We start from the raw sequence: 17034 nt of genomic DNA on the forward strand, positions 1-17034 counted from the left end.
CCTGAAGCATGAACAGCGGCGAGATGAGCGCAAGCACGTTGACCACGCCGCTGATCAACACAATGCCCCAAATCGCGGAAGTCAGAGGGAAGGGTTTCAAAGCTGAATCCTTTAAGGAATGGTTGTCACGTAAGTCTCCGGAGGCTGGCGACCCAGCTCCCTATATTGCTCCCCGACCGGCAACCGACTGCATCCGCTCGCTGGTTCAGGATCAGTGCTCCCCCCGAATATGTTTGGTCCCGGCATTTAATGGAGCGGGTCAACAACACCGTCCGGCTGAAAGTTTGGAAGGGATTCATCGTGGTCGGCCGCAAGGGCCCGAACAGGCTTCCGCCTCCACACCTTCAGGCGCGTTCATATTCGTCATCGGACAGTTGCAGAAATCGATTGCTTGGATAGGCACACATTTACGAAATGGATGCACGCTCGTGCGCTTCGCCCTTCTGCTGAGCAGTTGCGGGGTCGCAGGCGGCGGGGGATCGCCATCCATGCCTCCTCTCATAGTCGAGGGGGGGGCAGTTTCTCAATTTGGGGACAACTCAGACGTCCGGTGCTCTTAGGCAGAGGAATCATACGAGATCCCTCCTGCAACATCATTTCCCGCATCCACAGGCTTGCCGGATCACTATTGTGGAGCGCAGGCCATTGAACGGCCTCCGTGAATGCGGGAGGAAGTGGCGGCGGAAGTTTGACAATCCGCAGGGGTGTTGTTTTTGCGAAATGCTGCGCCAGCCGTAAGGGCATGGTCCCGATGCGGCTGGTGCCTGATACAACGGGCGGGATCAGGCTAAAGCCGTGTACGACAACTTCGATGCGTCTCTCGAAACCGTGCTCGAGCAAATACCATTCCTCCATGGAGAGCTGCCGGGTGTCCCCGAATTTGAACACAACCTGCCCCATCGATAAGTATCGCTCCAATGTAAGTGGCTCTGACAGCTGCTTGTTCGTGCCGCAGCCTACGCACACGAGCATATCTTCGAACAGGGCTGCGCGAGGATGTTTCGACATGAATACTTCCGGCATAATTAGAAAATCAACGTCGCCGCGCCGGAGAAGCTCCTCGGGGTCGTCGGAAATAGGGAGACATTCAAAGCGGACGGCGGGAGCTTCCCGCGCAGCACGTTCTACGATCTTCTTAAAAAATACGAGCGTGATGTAATCGGAAAGGATAATCCGGAAGCGACGATCCGATTGGGCTGGGTTGAAGGCGTCCCAGGAAATAATCGATAGCTGGATGTGCAGCAATGCCTCCCTGACTGCTGGGGCGAGCCCCTCAGCGCGAGGTGTCAAAATGAGCTCGCGGCCGCTCATCGTAAATAGCTCATCGCTGAAATAGGCGCGTAACCGAGCAACGGCGGCGCTCATTGCCGGCTGGCTCAGGTTAATACTGCGGGCCGCCGCGGTGACTTTACGTTCCCTGACCAGAGCGTCCAACACAACGAGGAGATTCAGATCGAGTCCCTTAAAACGCATGTCTTGATCTAGGCGGCGTGTGAATGGGTTGCGACCAAACATTCAATTCGAATGGTGAGTAGCGTCAACGCATCAGCCTTCGACGAAAAAGAGCAATCGAAAAGAAGAAGGGCAAAACTGTGTATATGCAAAGCGCGCCGATATGCAGGCCCATTTTGTCAATCGGACGGCCAAGCATCGCTGGACGAATGAGGTCGATTGCATGTGCGAGCGGTAATAAGGAGGCAGCATACTGAAAAGCGCCGGGCAATTGGTTGACCGGAAACATCGCGCCGCAAAGGAACAGCATGGGTGTAATAACAAGCGTATTATAAAATATGAAATATTCATAACTGGGCGCAAGCGCCGTGACGACCATCGCTAGACTCGCGAAGGCGAGGCCATTGAGAGCGATGACTGGCAGCAAGCAGAGGATGGATGGCCACGATGCGTAGCCGAGCGTGGTGGCAACAATAGTGATTGCTGTGCCCGCCATGAGGGCCTTCGTGGCTGCCCACGCCAATTCGCCGAGTAAGATATCGCCGAGCGTCAGCTGAGTGCATAGCATTCCTTCCCAGGTGCGCTGGTCGCCCATGCGGCCGAAACTCCCGTAGACCGTTTCAGCGGTCGCCGATGCCATCACGCTCGTGGCAACCATGCCAGCCGCGAGAAACGCAATGTACGAAGTGCCCTCAACAGGACCTATCATTGTTCCGATGCCAAAGCCGAGACCGAACAGATAGATCATCGGATCGGCGAGGTTGCCGAGAACCGATGCAAGCCCGATTTTCTTCCATCCAAGATAGTTGCGGCGCCAAACCGCGACCCAATTCCACGCATTGGCGGGCATGCCCGCCGCATAACGTTCGCCCATTGTTCAGTCCTCCATCTCGCGCCCGGTTAACCGCAAAAACACATCCTCGAGGTTGGGGGGACGCTGCAGAAGGCGTAGACCCGTGCGCCCGCGTAGCTGCGCCAGCACCTGCTCCGGATCGGGTGCATAGCAAAAAAGCGTCTCACCGCTCACCTCGATGCGCTGTGCGTACGGCCGGATCAGCGCACCCAGTTCATGCGGATTGCCGCCGTAGACCTCCACCACGTCACAGCCGATCTGCTCGTCAATGAGTTCGGACGGGCGACCTTCGGCGATCTTGCGCCCCTCCTCCATAACGCACAGCCGATCGCACAGCCGCTCGGCCTCTTCCATGAAATGGGTAGTCAAAAGAATAGTCTTGCCCCGCGCCAGCAGCGACCGCAGCCGATCCCAGATCAGGTGGCGGGCCTGCGGATCGAGGCCGGTGGTCGGCTCGTCCATCACCAGCAAGTGCGGGTCATTGATGAGCGCACGCGCAAGCGTCAGGCGCCGCTTCATGCCGCCGGACAGTTCGGCGACGCGCGCATCCGCTTTGTTCTCGAGGCGGGCGAACTCAAGCAGCGATGGTATGACCGCATCGATCTGGCGTCTGCTCATCCGGAAGTAGCGCCCGAACACCAACAGGTTCTCGCGTACAGTGAACGCGGCATCAAGATTGTCGAACTGCGGGACCACGCCGATGCGCATACGTGCCAAACGCGCGCGCGCCGGCACTGGAGCGCCGAGCACAGTAATCTTCCCCGCATCAGGCGATGTCATGCCGAGGACCATACGCGCAATCGTGCTTTTGCCCGCGCCGTTCGGTCCCAAGAGCCCGAAGCATTCCCCCGCCGCAACGCGGAACGACAGCCTGTCGACAACGAGCTTGTCATAAGTTTTGCTTACGTCAGTAAGGTCGATCGCTATCATGGACATGGGTTCATTTTACCGAGAGGGACGACAAAACTGGCGGTTGCTTGGTTCCCTGCCGACCTGAAACTGTGACTCGTCTTCGTCATCCCCGCCGTCGATAACGAACTGATCGACATCACAAGGATCTAGCCGCTGCTCCGCTAAAGCGGCGACAATTGCGTCGAGATTATCGATGGATTGGTATCGCGGATCGTTGTGCCGCTTTTCCTGGTCATCGCAGAAGACGAGCCGTCCATCCTGGACCAGGGCGATCGCCCCATCATGGGTCAGCTTGGTACCACAGATGCGCATAGTGTCTCCACGTTAACGGCGATAGATTCGAGATTCATCAGGAAGCGGAAATCGGATTCCGGAAACGGACGAGCAAGCAGTCTTCGTTGACCGACTCGCCCCGACACTCAAGCCGCTCTACCTCGATCAACGTTTCGTTCAGCATGGCGATGACCGGCTCAGCACCAGCGGCGTGACCCCAGCGACGGCAATTAGCATCCCTTGCCGATCCGAAGATCAGATGCCCGCCTGGCGCAAGCACCCGCACCAGGTTTTTGACGGCCGCGCGCATCTCGGCTATGTCTCCGAGGTAGTAGAGGACCTCCGCCACAACGATCACGTCAAACAACTCGTCGGTCGAAAACTGTTGAACATCGCAGACTATCCAGTTGATGCGCGACGGCTCCTTTATCCGTTGACGTGCTCGAGCAATCGCTTGCGCCACGACATCGATGACGGTGAGCCCTTGGCAGTAGGGGGCTAGTTTTTCCGTGAATGCGCCGGCAGCGCACCCGACTTCGAGGGCATTTGTAATGGAGCCTTGGGCAAGCGCCAGCTGGAGCATTTGCGTGTGGCGCTTCCGCTCGAATGGATTGCCGTCGAGGCCCCACGGATCGTCGGCGGCCAATTCCCGATCAAGCAACTGATGATTCACGTTCTGGGTCAAACTCGTGCACCTCTCGTCCATTAGGTATTTGCGATCAATCGTCGCCGCAAATGTTGTCCGACAGGACTAATTCCGAAGAATCCCGCGCAAGACTGAGCCTGCGAAGCGGAGCCGAATGGGGCGAGAGTTCTGCCCTGCTGGAACCAGTGATCGGAGCTTGGGTGGGGGTCTGTTTTCCCCCAGTGTTCGATGTAGCGACAGCAGAGCTTCGCGACAGCCAATCGCTATTGCTCAAGGTACACAGCGCGTAGGCCTTCAACGGTAGCAAGAGAAAGACGTTGATGAACGTGTGCAGCGAAAAGCCAAGAAATCGAAATTGTCGAGCACGAAATGCTACCACGCTGCATCGGAGCATGGTCATGGACACAATCATCAGTCCTGTCCACCAAGGCACAGTGCCTGTCAGTGCGAAATGTGCGAGGCCCGTTAATACCGATAGGGCGAGGAGTAGCGCGCCGAGATTCTGTCCGACCACGTCCAACGTGAGATAGCTATTTAGGCTAGGCAGCAAGCGCAGCCCAAGCAGTGTGTCCCGGAATGTGCTTCGTGCCCAACGGAGTTGTTGGCGCAGATACGGTCCGAGTCTGTTCGGAACGACTGTGGCCGCGATGGCGCTCGGAACGTATTCGGTTCGAAAGCCTGCTTTCAGCATCAGGATAGTGAGATGGCGATCCTCACCGAAGTCGCTTGGCTTGCCCCGAAAAAATTGCGACTCGTACTGGTCCAGTAACAAAAGGAGCGCAGACCGGCGGTACATGGCACATGGGCCGCAACAGCACATAACGGCACCGAAGCGAGCCTGTGCCGCGCGCTCCTCGTTGCAAGCCAGCCAGTACTCCATGTCTATCAGCCTGGTCAGCCAGCTCTCGGTTCGGTTACTGGCCGTCAACTGACCCATGACTGCGCCGACCGCTGAATCTCGCATCTTCGGTACAAGCTTGGAAATGACGTCGGGCGCGAGTACCGTGTCTGAATCAACGTTAAGCACCAGATCCCCTGATGAGCGTCGTATCGCGGCGATCTGCGCCTTGCGCTTTCCAACATTCTCGGGAAGCAAAATGATGTCGAACCTGGGGTCGCGCGCGTAGTCTTCGTGGACAGTTCCTAAGGCTTCGCGATTTCCAGAACCGTCATCAACCAAATAGACCCGAAGTCTTCCGGCGTATTCTTGGTCTGCAATGGAAGCCAGGCACTCTGAAAGCGTGCGCGGATCCTCGTTGAAGCAGGGGACGATGACATCCACGCTGGGCAGTTTGTCGGAGCCGGCGAGAACCTCCAACGCCGACGAATCCTTTGTCGGCATAGCATAAAGCCCTTGCATGCTCTTATAGGCAGTCGAGAGCAGTGCATAAAGCGAAATGGCCACAGTGCTGGTTGTACCAAGAAGAGTCATGGGATCTCGTTGTTCAGTGATGTTGAGGAAGTGAGCGGATTACAAATCCGCGCTCACGCAGTGCTGGAATCAGCCGGGACAGCGCCGTGACCGTCTGGTCGCGCATGCCGGCGTGAGCGCCCTGGCTCAACTCGCCGGGAGGGCATCCGTCGTGCAAGAGTACAATTGCGCCCGGCCGGACGGAGGCGAGCACTTTATCGATAATCGCCTCGACTCCAGGGCGAGACCAATCTCGAGGGTCGACGGACCAATGAAGGGCCGCCAGCCCGGCGATCTGTGATGCTGTGCAGATTTCTTCGCTCCAGGCGCCGTAGGGCGCGCGAACAAAGCGGACCGAGGCCTGCGGGCACGCTCTCATGATCGCGTCTTTCGCTTCAAAGACCTCACGTTGCACTTCGCCGAAACCGCATTGGTACGGATCCGGATGAGACATCGTGTGGTTGCCTACCTCGTGCCCTTCTGCGATCATCCGTTGGATTAGATATGGGTGCTCTAAGGCGTAGGCGCCGATGACGAAGAAAGTCGCCGGCACCCGCTGCTCTGCCAGCACGTCGAGAATCTCCGGTGTGAAAAGTGGATTGGGACCGTCGTCAAACGTCAGATAAACGCTTCGACGGCCGGTGCCGTCAGAGCACTCACGGCGCACTTCGTACAAGCAATCGGACCGGCTCATAGCTCTGGTCCGTTCCGATCTATCATCGTGCCCGTGGGCCATTCGCTGATCGGCCGTCCAACTGGCAGAACAATTGTGAGTGCGTCATCGATGCGTGTGGGCGGCAGGTCGAGGCGGGCCTCTGGTCGGGTGGAGCGCACGCGAATTCCCGACAAAACGGCCATAGGGCTGTATCGCCGTCCGAACCTCTCAACATGATTCCGCATCGCGTCCCTGACCGTTCCGAAAGCGAATGGAACGCCAAGCTCCTGCAGTATTGGAAGCATGACATGGATTGAATGGGCGATTCCCAGACCCTCAAGGTCCGGACGTACCCCGTACAGGCCCAGTTCAGCCACCAACAGGTCGACCGCGTCGACCTTGATGAAACGGCGCAGTATGCCCATGTGAGCCGCTACACCGCTTGAATCATAGGCGATTACGCGGAGTTCAGGCCTGGCTCCGGCCCAGCTTCGACTACCTTCGAACGGTTCTGCGTTGGACGCCCCAGTCGGCCCGTACGTATCACGAAAGAACTCGGCGAGCTTAACGTGATCGGAGAGCTGCAACTCGTTTTCCCAGCACAACTTCCACTGCACCTGATGGCGCATTCAGGACCTCTCTTCATATTGGTTTTTGCGGCCGCATTACTCGACCAAAGCGGCGTTGGTGGCTGCACTCAGCCGTTGTCGTTGGCGAAGGTGAGCCAGACGCTCTCTCGAGTTCCGGCCCGTGTCGTCGATTTGAGCTTGACGTCGCTCACTTTCCGTTCCTCTAATGCATGGCTCGTAAATTCGTAAAATTGATTGTTTGAATGATACGCATCCACACGTTGGATAGAACATGACATGCGTTTTAAAGGGCTGGATCTAAATCTCCTCGTTGTGCTGGACGCTCTGATGAGGGAGCGTAAAGTCACTGCCGCGGCTCGCAGTATCAACCTGAGCCAGCCGGCCATGAGCGCCGCCGTTGCTCGGCTACGCGCCTATTTCAACGATGAGCTATTTACGATGAACGGCCGCGAGCTCATTTTGACGCCGCGCGCCGACGGGCTCGCCCCAGCAGTCCGGGACGCATTGCTGCACATCCAGCTATCGATTATTTCCCCCGACGCCTTCAACCCGGCCCAATCGGATCGTCTCTTCCGAATCATGCTTTCCGATTACATCACGCTCGTATTTTTTAGGAAGATAGTAGAGCGCGCTGCGCGGGAAGCTCCCGCCGTTCGCTTTGAATGTCTGCCTATTTGCGACGACCCCGAGGAGCTTCTCCGGCGCGGCGACGTTGATTTTCTGATCATGCCGGAAGTGTTCATGTCGAAACATCCTCGCGCAGCCCTGTTCGAAGATAAGCTCGTAGGCGTAGGCTGCGGCACGAACAAGCAGCTGTCGGAGCCACTTACATTCGAGCGATACTTGTGCATGGGACATGTTGTGCTCAGATTCAGGCACACCCGGCAGCCCACCATGGAGGAATGGTATTTGCTCGAGCACGGTTTCGAGAGACGTATCGAAGTTGTCGTACAGGGCTTTAGCCTGATCCCGCCCGTCCTGTCAGGCACCAACCGCATCGGGACCATGCCCTTACGGCTGGCGCAGCATTTCGCAAAAACAACACCCCTGCGGATTGTCCAACTTCCGCCGCCACTTCCTCCTCCTGCATTCACGGAAGCCGTCCAATGGCCTGAGCTTCACAATAGTGATCCGGCAAGCATGTGGATGCGGGAAATGATGTTGCAGGAGGCATCTCGCCTGGCGCCTTTGCCTGAAATCATTGAGCGTCTCGGGCACGCCGATCCGACCTTTCGTTTCTTGGTACCGACTGCCACCTCGAAATCGCGTGCGAAGTCCCGGAAGATGTTGAGCCCCACCTAATCACCGCCTGTAAGACAGGCTGATCAGCATGTTCGACAAGCGCCGGCGCGGCGCGTGTTACCTACGTTCTGGGGCTGATCTCAGGCGAGTTGCTCGTCGAGGGTGTGTGGCAGAGTGATGCCAGCTGCCTTGATTGCCCGCTTTGGCCGTAGGTGGTGACGACGCGAGCATTCTTTTCGATGGCGGCTTCTGGAGGCGGACGCGATCGCGTAGGAGCGGTTGCCCTTCGGGCGTCGGGCCTTTGGCCCGGCAGAGCGGCGCAGTTCCTTGCTAAGTGCGAGGGGCCGGAACGAGCAGAACACACGCCCGGGCTGCTACTGAATTGACTGCCGCCTCGATTTGCGTGCGAAGTCCCAGAAGATGGTTAGCCCGGTTAAATTCCTACCTTGCCGGCCGTGCCGCGGCTCACGTGCAGCCAGGCGAGGAGATGGCGGTCGACGAGGTCGACCCCAAATGGACTGTGCTGGCCTCGCTCGGCTCTTGCCGTGCGGGATCATTGACCACACCCCCTGCACGAGAACGTGGGGCATGTTGGCAAGTGAAGCCGGTGGAGGTTGACGCTGCGGATCTAGGCAATCTACCTCGCGCTTCCGCCTTCATATATTTTCCGGCAGATGGATGTCGAACGGCAGAAATGTCTGTCCGGGTGTTTCAGCGGTGCCGGTCTCGATAGCCCGTGTCATCAGCGTTATCAGCTCCTGGCAAAGCCGGCGCATTGGCGTGGCGACCGCCATCGTGACGATGTTATCTGCAAGCGCTGCCCGAGACTCAGGTGTGATTTCATTCACGATCGCGACGAGATCCCGACTTTTGCCCTCTTCTCGGAGCGCGGAGATCGCGCCCTCCATGCCGCCGCCGGCGACATAGAAGCCGACGAGCTCGGGCTCCCGCTGCATGAGATCAAGCGTTGCCTCGTAGGTGATCTGCCGTTTCTCGAGGTTCATGACCGGATCCAGCACCTCGAACGTGGGCGCGTTCTCACGGCAATAGGAGCGAAAGCCGACGTCACGGAGCTCGTGCCCCTGGAAACGATGGCTGCCGACAAACACCGCCACTTTGCCGGGCCGTTTTGCGACCTTGGACACCATCCAAGCGGCCGTGCGCCCCACCTTGCGGTTGTTAAGGCCGATATACCCCTGTCGCACGCCGGCGGCGAAGTCGGAAAGCAGCGAGAAAACCGGAATGCCCTTGGCCTTGAGATCCTCAACCGCTGCTGTGATTTTCGGGTGGTCCGGTGCCACCATCGCGATTGCATGGCAGCGTGCGCCCAACTCCTTGAGCGGCGCGATCAGGTCGCTCGGCATATGTGACGGGGCGAATTCGACGAGCGGAATGCCGTGGAAGGACTGGGCCAAATTGACCGATGCTTCGACCTCGCGCGCAAAATCTTGGTAGAAATGCTGGGCCGGTTTTCTCAAGATGAAGCCCAGACGGTAGTGCGGTAGGTCTCGCCGCAACCGCTGCTTGATTAGCCCGGCAGCATGATAGCCGATCGCCTGGGCGGCGTCGTGGACCCGCCGCGCGGTCTCCTCGCGCACCGGATGGCGGGCGTTCAGAACCCGATCGATCGTTGCTACGCTGACTCGGGCTTCGCGGGCGAGATCGGCAATTGTGGGGCGCTTGGTCATAGGTCCTATTCTGATTGGTTTTTGACGCGGGCCGGCTCTCTGTCCGCCTAACGCGTTTCGGTTTCGGGTGGCAAAGTGAAGACGTCCCCATACGAATGGGCACAGCGTGTTGGACGAACATCATTGCAGACGTAAACCGGCCGGGTATACTGAAAGGCTCATTCGCTTAAAGGGCGGTGACGATTTGCACTCACACATTTAGCGCTTCTGATACATGGTCCGTGAGGAGCCGTTTAGAGGCTGCGGGTCGGTCGTTCAGTTATGTGACCAGCTAAGCGACTTCACAGGTCGTGGGCCGCCCATCTTACTTGCAGGAGGGTAGCCGGTTTGATGCCTCGGTAAGCTGATGACCGCTGAAGGCAGCTTTCATCTGTGCTCGGTCCAACTCTCCTTCCCAGCGTGCGACGACGAGGGATGCCACTGCGTTGCCGACGCAATTCGTGAGCGCCCGGCATTCGGACATGAATCGGTCGATGCCGAGTATCAGTGCCATCCCAGCAACGGGAACACTCGGAACTACCGCGAGCGTAGCCGCCAGGGTGATGAAGCCCGCACCTGTCACACCTGCAGCGCCCTTGGAGGAAAGCATTGCTACGAGCAGCAGCAGCACCTGATCGCCGATGGACAGATCCGTGTTCGTCGCCTGTGCGATGAAGAGAGCCGCTAGCGTCATGTAGATATTCGTGCCGTCCAGATTGAACGAATATCCGGCCGGGATGACGAGACCCACAACCGAACGCCTGGCGCCCGCCTTCTCCATTTTCTCCATCAGCGACGGGAGCGCCGCCTCCGAGGAGGACGTTGCGAGGACAAGCAGCAGCTCTTCTTTGATGTAACGAATGAGAGAACAAATCGAAAAGCCGTTGTAGCGGCAGACTGCGCCGAGAACCCCGAACACGAAGAGGAAGGCGGTGAAATAGAACGTCGCGACCAGCATCGCGAGGTTGACTACCGAACCGATGCCATATCTGCCGATGGTGAAGGCCATCGCGCCAAAAGCGCCGATCGGCGCGGCCTTCATCAGAATTCCGACGAGCTTGAAGACAGGCACAATGAGCGCCTGGAGGAAGGAAACGACAGGCTTGCCCGTCTCTCCGGCCATCGCAAGCGCCATGCCGAACAGAACCGAGAAGAACAGCACCTGCAGGATGTCGCCTTCCGCGAAGGCACCGACGATCGTTGGCGGGATGATGTTCATCAGGAAGCCGGTGACCGACTGCGCTTTGGCTTTTGCGGCATAGGTATTCACGGCCTGGACATCGAGCGAGGCCGGATCGATGTTCAGGCCGTCGCCAGGCTGGACGACATTGGCGACGATGAGGCCGACGATCAGCGCGAGCGTTGAGAAGGTGAGGAAATAAACCATTGCCTTGCCGGCGACCCGGCCGACCTTATGAAGATCGTTCATGCCGGCAATGCCGGTCGCAATTGTCAGGAAGATGACAGGCGCGATGATCATCTTGACCAGCTTGATGAAGGCATCACCCAGCGGCTTCAGGCTCTCGCCGGTCTCCGGATAAAAATAGCCAATTGCGACGCCGAGCGCGATGGCGGCAAGCACCTGGGCGTAGAGCTTGGTGTAGAAGGGTTTGCGGGGCGCGGGACTCGCGCCGCGGACTTGTGCAGCTGACACTGTTTCTCTCTCCCTGACCGGATCGAGGTGGCGTGACTTCTCCCGGGCTTCTCCCTATCGCGGCGCTCCGGTCGAACGCTGCACCAACGCCGCCGCAATACCCATGCCAGATGAATCCGCATCACCTGAACTGATGTGGGCTCGCCAATGATGGAGGAATGCGGTGTCAGACCAGCGGGCAAGGCCGCGGTCCCAACGCCCTTGATGGTCTGTGGCAGAGTGCTGCCGGTCGATCCCTCTGGCTAGCGGTTTTGCTGCACAGAGCGTGGTGGATTCCTCGTTAGCCGGCTTTGGACCGGGCCCCATCGTTGGCGCCGGCGCGTACCAATAGGTCGCCTGTTCAAGGCCGTCCAGATGACAGGCTAACTTACCCCTGTTCGGAAGCGCTCGTTTCTAGACAGCCTACGACCGTGCAGCCACTGCAATGCACAGAATAAATTCGGACGGTCCTTTGGACGACCCATTTTGCAAATCAACGCCCGCAGCAGGGGCAGCCGTTTTCAAGCGGTCGCATCGTAATCTGTTCAGACTTTTCGATACGCTCATTGAGTGTGCCGATTTCGGCCCCAGGCTGGTGATGGTGCTGACCACGACGATGCATTCAGAAGTTGCGAGCACCGCCTACGAAGTCGTACTCGACGCCAGCTTCGCGCCTTCACACCCGACATCGCCGCCGCCTGATCAACTCGAGAAAGATGGCGGTTGCCGCAACCGACCAGTGCCGTTGGCGGTTATTATCGCTCCCGACCCTCCTTCGCGGGCGCTGGTGAATGGCACGGCCCCGCATTTACACTCCGCGCGGTCAGCCGCTCGGGCAACGCATGGCCGGCCCAGGTATTTCTGCTTCAACGCAAAGATAGAACTGATGAATCCTATCATAGGCCGCGAGGTTTCCTTTCACAGATGAAAGAAAGCTCGATTGACTATGCCGCCTCGCTCCAGTCTTTTGAAAACAACGTGTGTTTGCCCGGGGCAAGCCAATAACATGGCCAAGCCTCGTGGAGGGAGTAGCCAAGCGATGCGTCAGGGCTAGACCCGCTTTGCACTCGACCACACGGCGGCGGCACGAGTTCACGTCGGAGCATTTTCGCGCGTGCCCGCGATGTCGCGGCGCACATGCCGCCAGCCTAGATTTGATGGCGCGAGATCGAGGATCACATGCACCACAACATTAGCAAGTCAGAACAGAATGCCCGCGACTGCGGCATATCGCTGCCGAATGCGATAAAGGGTTGTCCAAAGTCCGACACGAATCCTGCGAGTGTGGCATTGCACGAGCGCGCGCTAACCGGCATCTTCGAAATATCGAAAGTACTCGCCGATGCCGCCCGGCTCGAACTCAAGTTGGCCAAGGTAGTCGATCTCCTGCACTCGTTTGTGCAGATGCGGCACGGCATCATCGCTCTCTGCGATGCCGAGGGCGGACTGGACATCACAGTGGCCAGCGGCTGCGGCACGAACGGCAATGAGTCCTCCCGGTCGCGCCTGCCGCGCAACGCCATCGATCAGATTGTGACGACCGACACGCCGCTCGTCGCCGACGACATAGCGATGCATCCGACCTTCACTGCCACTGATATCGAGGTGCTTGGGGCCTCCGACGCCGTGTCGTTCATCGGCGTTCCCATTCGTGTTGATGGGAACGCCATAGGCGCGCTGACTTTGGACCGGGTTTTGGAAAGCAGGTCAAGCTATCGGCTCGACGATGATGTCCGGCTGCTCACCATGATTGCCAACATGGTGGGACAGACAGTCAAGTTGCATCGCTTCTCCGCGGCCGACAGCGAGCGAGCGCCGGAGCTGGAACATCGGCTGCAAACGAAATTTTCTGATGTTAAGCACCCTGCACCCCGGCGCAAAAAGGTTCACGTCGAGGGGATGATTGGTGACAGTCCGGCGATAAGCGCACTGCTGGAGAAGATCGCGGTCGTAGCGAAGGCAAAAACCACAGTTCTGTTGCGAGGTGAGTCCGGTACCGGGAAGGAGCTGGCTGCCAAGGCAATTCACGAGTTGTCGCCGCGCGCCAAGCGGCCCTTCGTTAAACTCAATTGTGCAGCGCTCCCAGAGACAGTCCTGGAATCCGAATTGTTCGGTCATGAGAAGGGTGCCTTCACAAGCGCATTCAATTCCCGCAAGGGGCGCTTTGAGCTCGCTGACAAGGGAACGTTGTTTCTGGATGAGATTGGCGAGATCTCGGCCTCGTTCCAGGCAAAGCTACTGCGCGTGCTGCAGGAGCAGGAGTTTGAGCGTGTCGGCAGCAATCAGACCATCAAGGTCGATGTTCGCGTGATTGCCGCCACGAACAGGAACCTGGAAGAGGCGGTTGCAAGGAATGAGTTCCGCGCCGACCTGTACTACCGCATCAACGTGGTTCCCTTGCTGGTACCAGCATTGCGCCAAAGGCGCAGCGATATTCCGCTCCTCGCAGCTGAGTTTCTCAAGAAGTTCAACAACGAGAACGGCTGTACGCTCACCTTCGATCCGCGTGCGATTGAAGTGCTCATGAAATGTGAGTTTCCCGGCAACATTCGCGAGCTTGAAAATTGCGTGCACCGGACAGCGATCCTGGCCGAGGGACTGTCAATCGGGAGAAACGACTTTGCCTGCTCCCAAGGCCAATGCTTTGCCGAGGCGCTGTGGAAGTGCAGATCGGGCAAGACCGCGCTGCAACCACCGCCGATCCTGTCGGAGTCAGCGAATTTGGCCACGCCGCCGGACGCGGCCGCCAGTTCGGCCGCGACTACAGTCCCGCTTGCCGGCGCAACCCACCCAATTGGGGCGAGGACGCCCGACATAGAGCGCGTCATTGCTGCCATGGAAAGATGTGGCTGGGTGCAGGCAAAGGCAGCGCGCCTGCTTGGGCTGACCCCGCGTCAGATTGGCTACGTGCTGAGGAAATATGGCGTCGAGATCAAGCGTCTTTGAAAGCATGACCCTGGGCATGAGCTGAGCCGCTTAGCGCCTTGGCGCCGCGCAGCGATGCAGATCCGCGTCCGCGTCAACTCGATTCGACCGAGGACAGCCTGGCCGAATTCCCATGTCAGCCGGCGCTGCGACCACTGTGTGAAAGGCAACCCTGCCATCGTCAATCTCGTCCGCCATGTTGCTCTCGTTGCGAGCTCATACGGATGCCCCCTGTGTGACTGAAACGGAGTAAAATATGTCCGATGCAAAACTGCAAACTGTGCTTTCGGCTCTTTCGCAAGTGACACGACAGTTAGATGCTCTGCCGTCCAACGGACCAGCGCCGGACGGAAATTTTATCAAGCTGAATACGAATGAGAACCCGTTTCCGTTGCCGCCAATCATAATGCAAAGTGCAGTGGCGGCCCTCAAGCGCCAGTATCTATATCCGGATGACGACAACTTCAGACTGAGGGAAGCAGCGTCCAGCGCCTATGGCGTTTCCAGGGATCAGGTCATCGCTGGCAACGGGTCGTCTGAACTGCTCGGACTGATCTACAGAGCTTTCCTCGCACCCGGCGACAAGGTTGCAATGATGTCGCCAGGGTTTTCGTTCAACCGCAAACTTGCCATGCTTCAGGGCGCTGAGTTCCTCGAAATCGGATGTCAAGCTCATTCCCTGCCAATGGAGCAATTGCTTTCCGGTCCGGCAAAAGACGCCAAGTTTATTATGTTGGCCAATCCAAACAATCCGACCGGAACATTCCTCCCGATCAGCGATATCGAACGCCTCGTAGCACAATCGGACCGCTTGATTGTCCTTGATGAGGCATACGTCGACTTTGCACCCGATCACGGACTGCGCCTCATCAACCGGTATTCGAACCTTCTGATCTTGAGGTCATTCTCGAAAAGCTATGCCGCCGCCGGCATTCGCGTCGGTTTCGGTTTCGGTCACCCTGAAATTATTGGAAGGCTGCGAAACATCCAGAACGTCTTCAACATGAACGTGATCGGGCATGCCGTAGGTATCAGCGTGCTTGCGCATCGCGGCGCCTACGCAGACAACCACAAGCACATCAAGGATGAACGAGAGCGAGTGACAGTTGCACTATCGCAACTCGGATTTTCCGTAACACCCTCCCGCGCAAATTTCTTGCTGGCCCGTGTGCCCGCGGGACAGGACGGCTCATGGTGGCAAGCAGCATTGGAGAGGCAAAAGATACTTGTCGCGTTTTTTCCGGACAAAGGCTTGGAACACTGTATCCGCGTCAGCATCGGCACAAAAGAGCAGATGGATGAATTTCTTGCTGCCGCTGGCGACATCGCTGGAAGCTTAACGGTGCCAAGCTTCAGGGGCAGGGAAGCGTCAGGCTCTGCTTCTTCGTTACGCTGACGCTAATCGGCGATCACACACATCTCTTCCGACTTGCTTGGTGACCCCAGCAAGAAAACAGTCTGCTTTTAAAATCGGGGACTTAAAGAGTGACAAACGTCTTTCCTTCAAACCTGGCTTTCGGCATCTTCGATCATTTGGATGAGGATGGCCGCGATATAGGCCGGCAGTACGAAGATCGCCTGATATTAGCAGAGGCGTGCGATCAGCTAGGGTTCTATGCCTATCATCTCGCAGAACACCACTGCACTCCCCATGGGAGAGGTCCATCGCCGAATCTGTTCTTATCGAGCGTCGCCCAGCGCACCCGGCGCTTGCGTCTCGGACCCTTGGTGATGCTGCTTGCGCTTTATCATCCGCTGCGTGCGTTCGAAGAGATCTGTATGCTGGACCAGTTGAGCGGTGGCAGGCTCGAACTGGGCATAGGGCGCGGTGCTCTCCCGACCGAATTGGGCTACTTCGGGATTGGTGCGGACGCGGTGCCGGGCCGTTATGCCGAAGCCAGCGAAATTCTTATGCAAATACTTGTTAATTCGAGGGAGGTCGGCACGCTCTGCTATCAAGGTCGCCATTTTGATCTCAATGACGTTCCTTTGACGCTAAGACCTCATCAGCGTCCACATCCGCCCACATGGGTCGCTGCCAATCGACCCGAGTCCACAGCTTGGGCCGCTGCGAATGGAACAAATATCGCGTGTGTGGGACCTTCCTCTTCTGTTCGCAAAACTACTGATGCGTTCCGCGCCTATCGAGAGGACAACGCAGGCGGGGGGGATCAAGGGAGATTTGTCGGATTGCTCCGCATGGTCGTGATTGGGCGTTGTGACACACATGCCTATTCGCTCGCGGCACCTGCTTACGCACGCTGGCTCAAGAGCTTCCAATTCCTTTACGAGCTTAACGCTATCCCCACTCCACCAAACTTGCCGCTGACCTTCGATGCGGCAGTCGAGAGTGAATTGTGCGTGGTAGGATCAGCAGAGTCTGTGCGAAAAGCTCTGCTAGATCAGTTGGAAGAGGCAGGTGCCAACTACCTGCTTTGTCAAATGGCATTTGGAAATCTGCCGCTAGATGCTTCCCTTTACACCGCGAGGACGATTCAGTCCGAAATCATGGCTCGACTTGGCTCACCATGAAATTCGCTGTCTGAGGTTAAATCGTTGTGCAGCGCTCTCACACTCACGTGATCGAGCGTGCACGTGGTGGGGCGGGCAATCGAGAGGAGGCCAAACTGACGACGAGCAGGCGGCACAGGATACCAGCTTGTGCGTTGGCTGGCGTCTGGGCCATCGTGTGAACATGCACGATCCTAAGGAGAGGGTAGCCGAGCGCGTCACGATGCCGGCACGCGTCTGCTCGTCGCGCTGGCGCTAGTCGTT

At 58.0% G+C, this 17034-nt stretch carries 13 protein-coding genes and 2 pseudogenes; 4 read left to right on the forward strand and 11 right to left on the reverse strand.

All coding sequences use genetic code 11. The features are described from left to right. Window positions 1-498: 498 nt before the first annotated feature. From NKJ58_RS29995 to NKJ58_RS30030, 8 genes and pseudogenes are all read right to left on the reverse strand, one after another. Window positions 499-1473 (reverse strand): LysR family transcriptional regulator, encoded by a 975-nt coding sequence (locus NKJ58_RS29995; RefSeq protein ID WP_023685036.1) that lies wholly within the window; start codon window positions 1471-1473, stop codon window positions 499-501. A gap of 64 nt (window positions 1474-1537) precedes the next feature. Then, entirely contained in the window at window positions 1538-2326 is a 789-nt protein-coding gene (locus tag NKJ58_RS30000; RefSeq protein ID WP_023687364.1) for an ABC transporter permease, read from the reverse strand. 3 nt (window positions 2327-2329) lie between these two features. Next, window positions 2330-3241, reverse strand: a complete 912-nt coding sequence (nodI, locus tag NKJ58_RS30005; protein ID WP_023685034.1) for a nodulation factor ABC transporter ATP-binding protein NodI — start codon at window positions 3239-3241, stop codon at window positions 2330-2332. A gap of 54 nt (window positions 3242-3295) precedes the next feature. Beyond that, window positions 3296-3529, reverse strand: a pseudogene (locus NKJ58_RS30010) (carbamoyltransferase N-terminal domain-containing protein); the annotation flags it as partial. A gap of 37 nt (window positions 3530-3566) precedes the next feature. Beyond that, window positions 3567-4196 carry a nodulation methyltransferase NodS gene (gene nodS / locus NKJ58_RS30015; RefSeq protein WP_023685032.1) on the reverse strand — a complete coding sequence of 210 codons (630 nt, stop codon included), beginning with the start codon at window positions 4194-4196 and terminating at the stop codon, window positions 3567-3569. 13 nt (window positions 4197-4209) lie between these two features. Then, complete coding sequence (gene nodC / locus NKJ58_RS30020; protein ID WP_352854598.1) at window positions 4210-5568, reverse strand: chitooligosaccharide synthase NodC; 1359 nt, start codon at window positions 5566-5568, stop codon at window positions 4210-4212. A gap of 13 nt (window positions 5569-5581) precedes the next feature. Next, window positions 5582-6241: a chitooligosaccharide deacetylase NodB gene (gene nodB / locus NKJ58_RS30025; protein WP_023708809.1), complete on the reverse strand. Its 660-nt coding sequence runs from the start codon at window positions 6239-6241 to the stop codon at window positions 5582-5584. After that, a complete protein-coding gene (locus tag NKJ58_RS30030) occupies window positions 6238-6831 on the reverse strand; it encodes a NodA family N-acyltransferase (RefSeq protein ID WP_023685029.1) in 594 nt (197 codons plus the stop codon). Before NKJ58_RS30030 ends, nodB begins: the two co-directional genes overlap by 4 nt. 237 nt (window positions 6832-7068) lie before the next feature. On the opposite strand from NKJ58_RS30030, the gene NKJ58_RS30035 reads away from it, so the two are divergent. Next, window positions 7069-8094: a LysR family transcriptional regulator gene (locus NKJ58_RS30035; protein WP_023708810.1), complete on the forward strand. Its 1026-nt coding sequence runs from the start codon at window positions 7069-7071 to the stop codon at window positions 8092-8094. Between the two features lie 80 nt (window positions 8095-8174). Here NKJ58_RS30035 and NKJ58_RS31575 read toward each other — a convergent pair. The 3 genes and pseudogenes from NKJ58_RS31575 to NKJ58_RS30045 all read right to left on the reverse strand — a co-directional run. Beyond that, window positions 8175-8402: pseudogene (locus tag NKJ58_RS31575) on the reverse strand (IS1634 family transposase); the annotation flags it as partial. A gap of 288 nt (window positions 8403-8690) precedes the next feature. Beyond that, window positions 8691-9722, reverse strand: coding sequence for a LacI family DNA-binding transcriptional regulator (locus tag NKJ58_RS30040; protein ID WP_023672231.1), 1032 nt, complete (start codon window positions 9720-9722; stop codon window positions 8691-8693). Between the two features lie 304 nt (window positions 9723-10026). After that, the gene (locus tag NKJ58_RS30045; protein ID WP_023706359.1) at window positions 10027-11355 is read right to left on the reverse strand and encodes a dicarboxylate/amino acid:cation symporter; all 1329 of its coding nucleotides are present in this window, start codon (window positions 11353-11355) and stop codon (window positions 10027-10029) included. A gap of 1158 nt (window positions 11356-12513) precedes the next feature. On the opposite strand from NKJ58_RS30045, the gene nifA reads away from it, so the two are divergent. The 3 genes from nifA (at window position 12514) to NKJ58_RS30060 (ending at window position 16791) form a co-directional block, all read left to right on the forward strand. After that, the gene (gene nifA, locus NKJ58_RS30050) at window positions 12514-14280 is read left to right on the forward strand and encodes a nif-specific transcriptional activator NifA (RefSeq protein ID WP_352558821.1); all 1767 of its coding nucleotides are present in this window, start codon (window positions 12514-12516) and stop codon (window positions 14278-14280) included. A 235-nt stretch (window positions 14281-14515) separates the two neighbouring features. Next, on the forward strand, window positions 14516-15655 hold the full coding sequence (gene hisC / locus NKJ58_RS30055; protein ID WP_031196868.1) for a histidinol-phosphate transaminase: 1140 nt from the start codon (window positions 14516-14518) through the stop codon (window positions 15653-15655). An 89-nt stretch (window positions 15656-15744) separates the two neighbouring features. Then, window positions 15745-16791 (forward strand): LLM class flavin-dependent oxidoreductase, encoded by a 1047-nt coding sequence (locus NKJ58_RS30060; RefSeq protein WP_084565899.1) that lies wholly within the window; start codon window positions 15745-15747, stop codon window positions 16789-16791. The last annotated feature ends 243 nt before the right edge of the window (window positions 16792-17034 follow it).

It is taken from the genome of Mesorhizobium sp. M0139 (assembly GCF_040322455.1).
Lineage (GTDB): Bacteria > Pseudomonadota > Alphaproteobacteria > Rhizobiales > Rhizobiaceae > Mesorhizobium.

Coding starts and splice junctions, on each gene's coding strand:
- NKJ58_RS30040 (WP_023672231.1), bottom strand. CDS start 9,722: ATGACCAAGCGCCCCACAATTGCCGATCTCGCCCGCGAAGCCCGAGTC.
- nodB (WP_023708809.1), bottom strand. CDS start 6,241: ATGAGCCGGTCCGATTGCTTGTACGAAGTGCGCCGTGAGTGCTCTGAC.
- hisC (WP_031196868.1), top strand. CDS start 14,516: ATGTCCGATGCAAAACTGCAAACTGTGCTTTCGGCTCTTTCGCAAGTG.
- NKJ58_RS30030 (WP_023685029.1), bottom strand. CDS start 6,831: ATGCGCCATCAGGTGCAGTGGAAGTTGTGCTGGGAAAACGAGTTGCAG.
- NKJ58_RS30000 (WP_023687364.1), bottom strand. CDS start 2,326: ATGGGCGAACGTTATGCGGCGGGCATGCCCGCCAATGCGTGGAATTGG.
- nodI (WP_023685034.1), bottom strand. CDS start 3,241: ATGTCCATGATAGCGATCGACCTTACTGACGTAAGCAAAACTTATGAC.
- NKJ58_RS30035 (WP_023708810.1), top strand. CDS start 7,069: ATGCGTTTTAAAGGGCTGGATCTAAATCTCCTCGTTGTGCTGGACGCT.
- nodS (WP_023685032.1), bottom strand. CDS start 4,196: ATGGACGAGAGGTGCACGAGTTTGACCCAGAACGTGAATCATCAGTTG.
- nifA (WP_352558821.1), top strand. CDS start 12,514: ATGCACCACAACATTAGCAAGTCAGAACAGAATGCCCGCGACTGCGGC.
- NKJ58_RS29995 (WP_023685036.1), bottom strand. CDS start 1,473: ATGCGTTTTAAGGGACTCGATCTGAATCTCCTCGTTGTGTTGGACGCT.
- nodC (WP_352854598.1), bottom strand. CDS start 5,568: ATGACTCTTCTTGGTACAACCAGCACTGTGGCCATTTCGCTTTATGCA.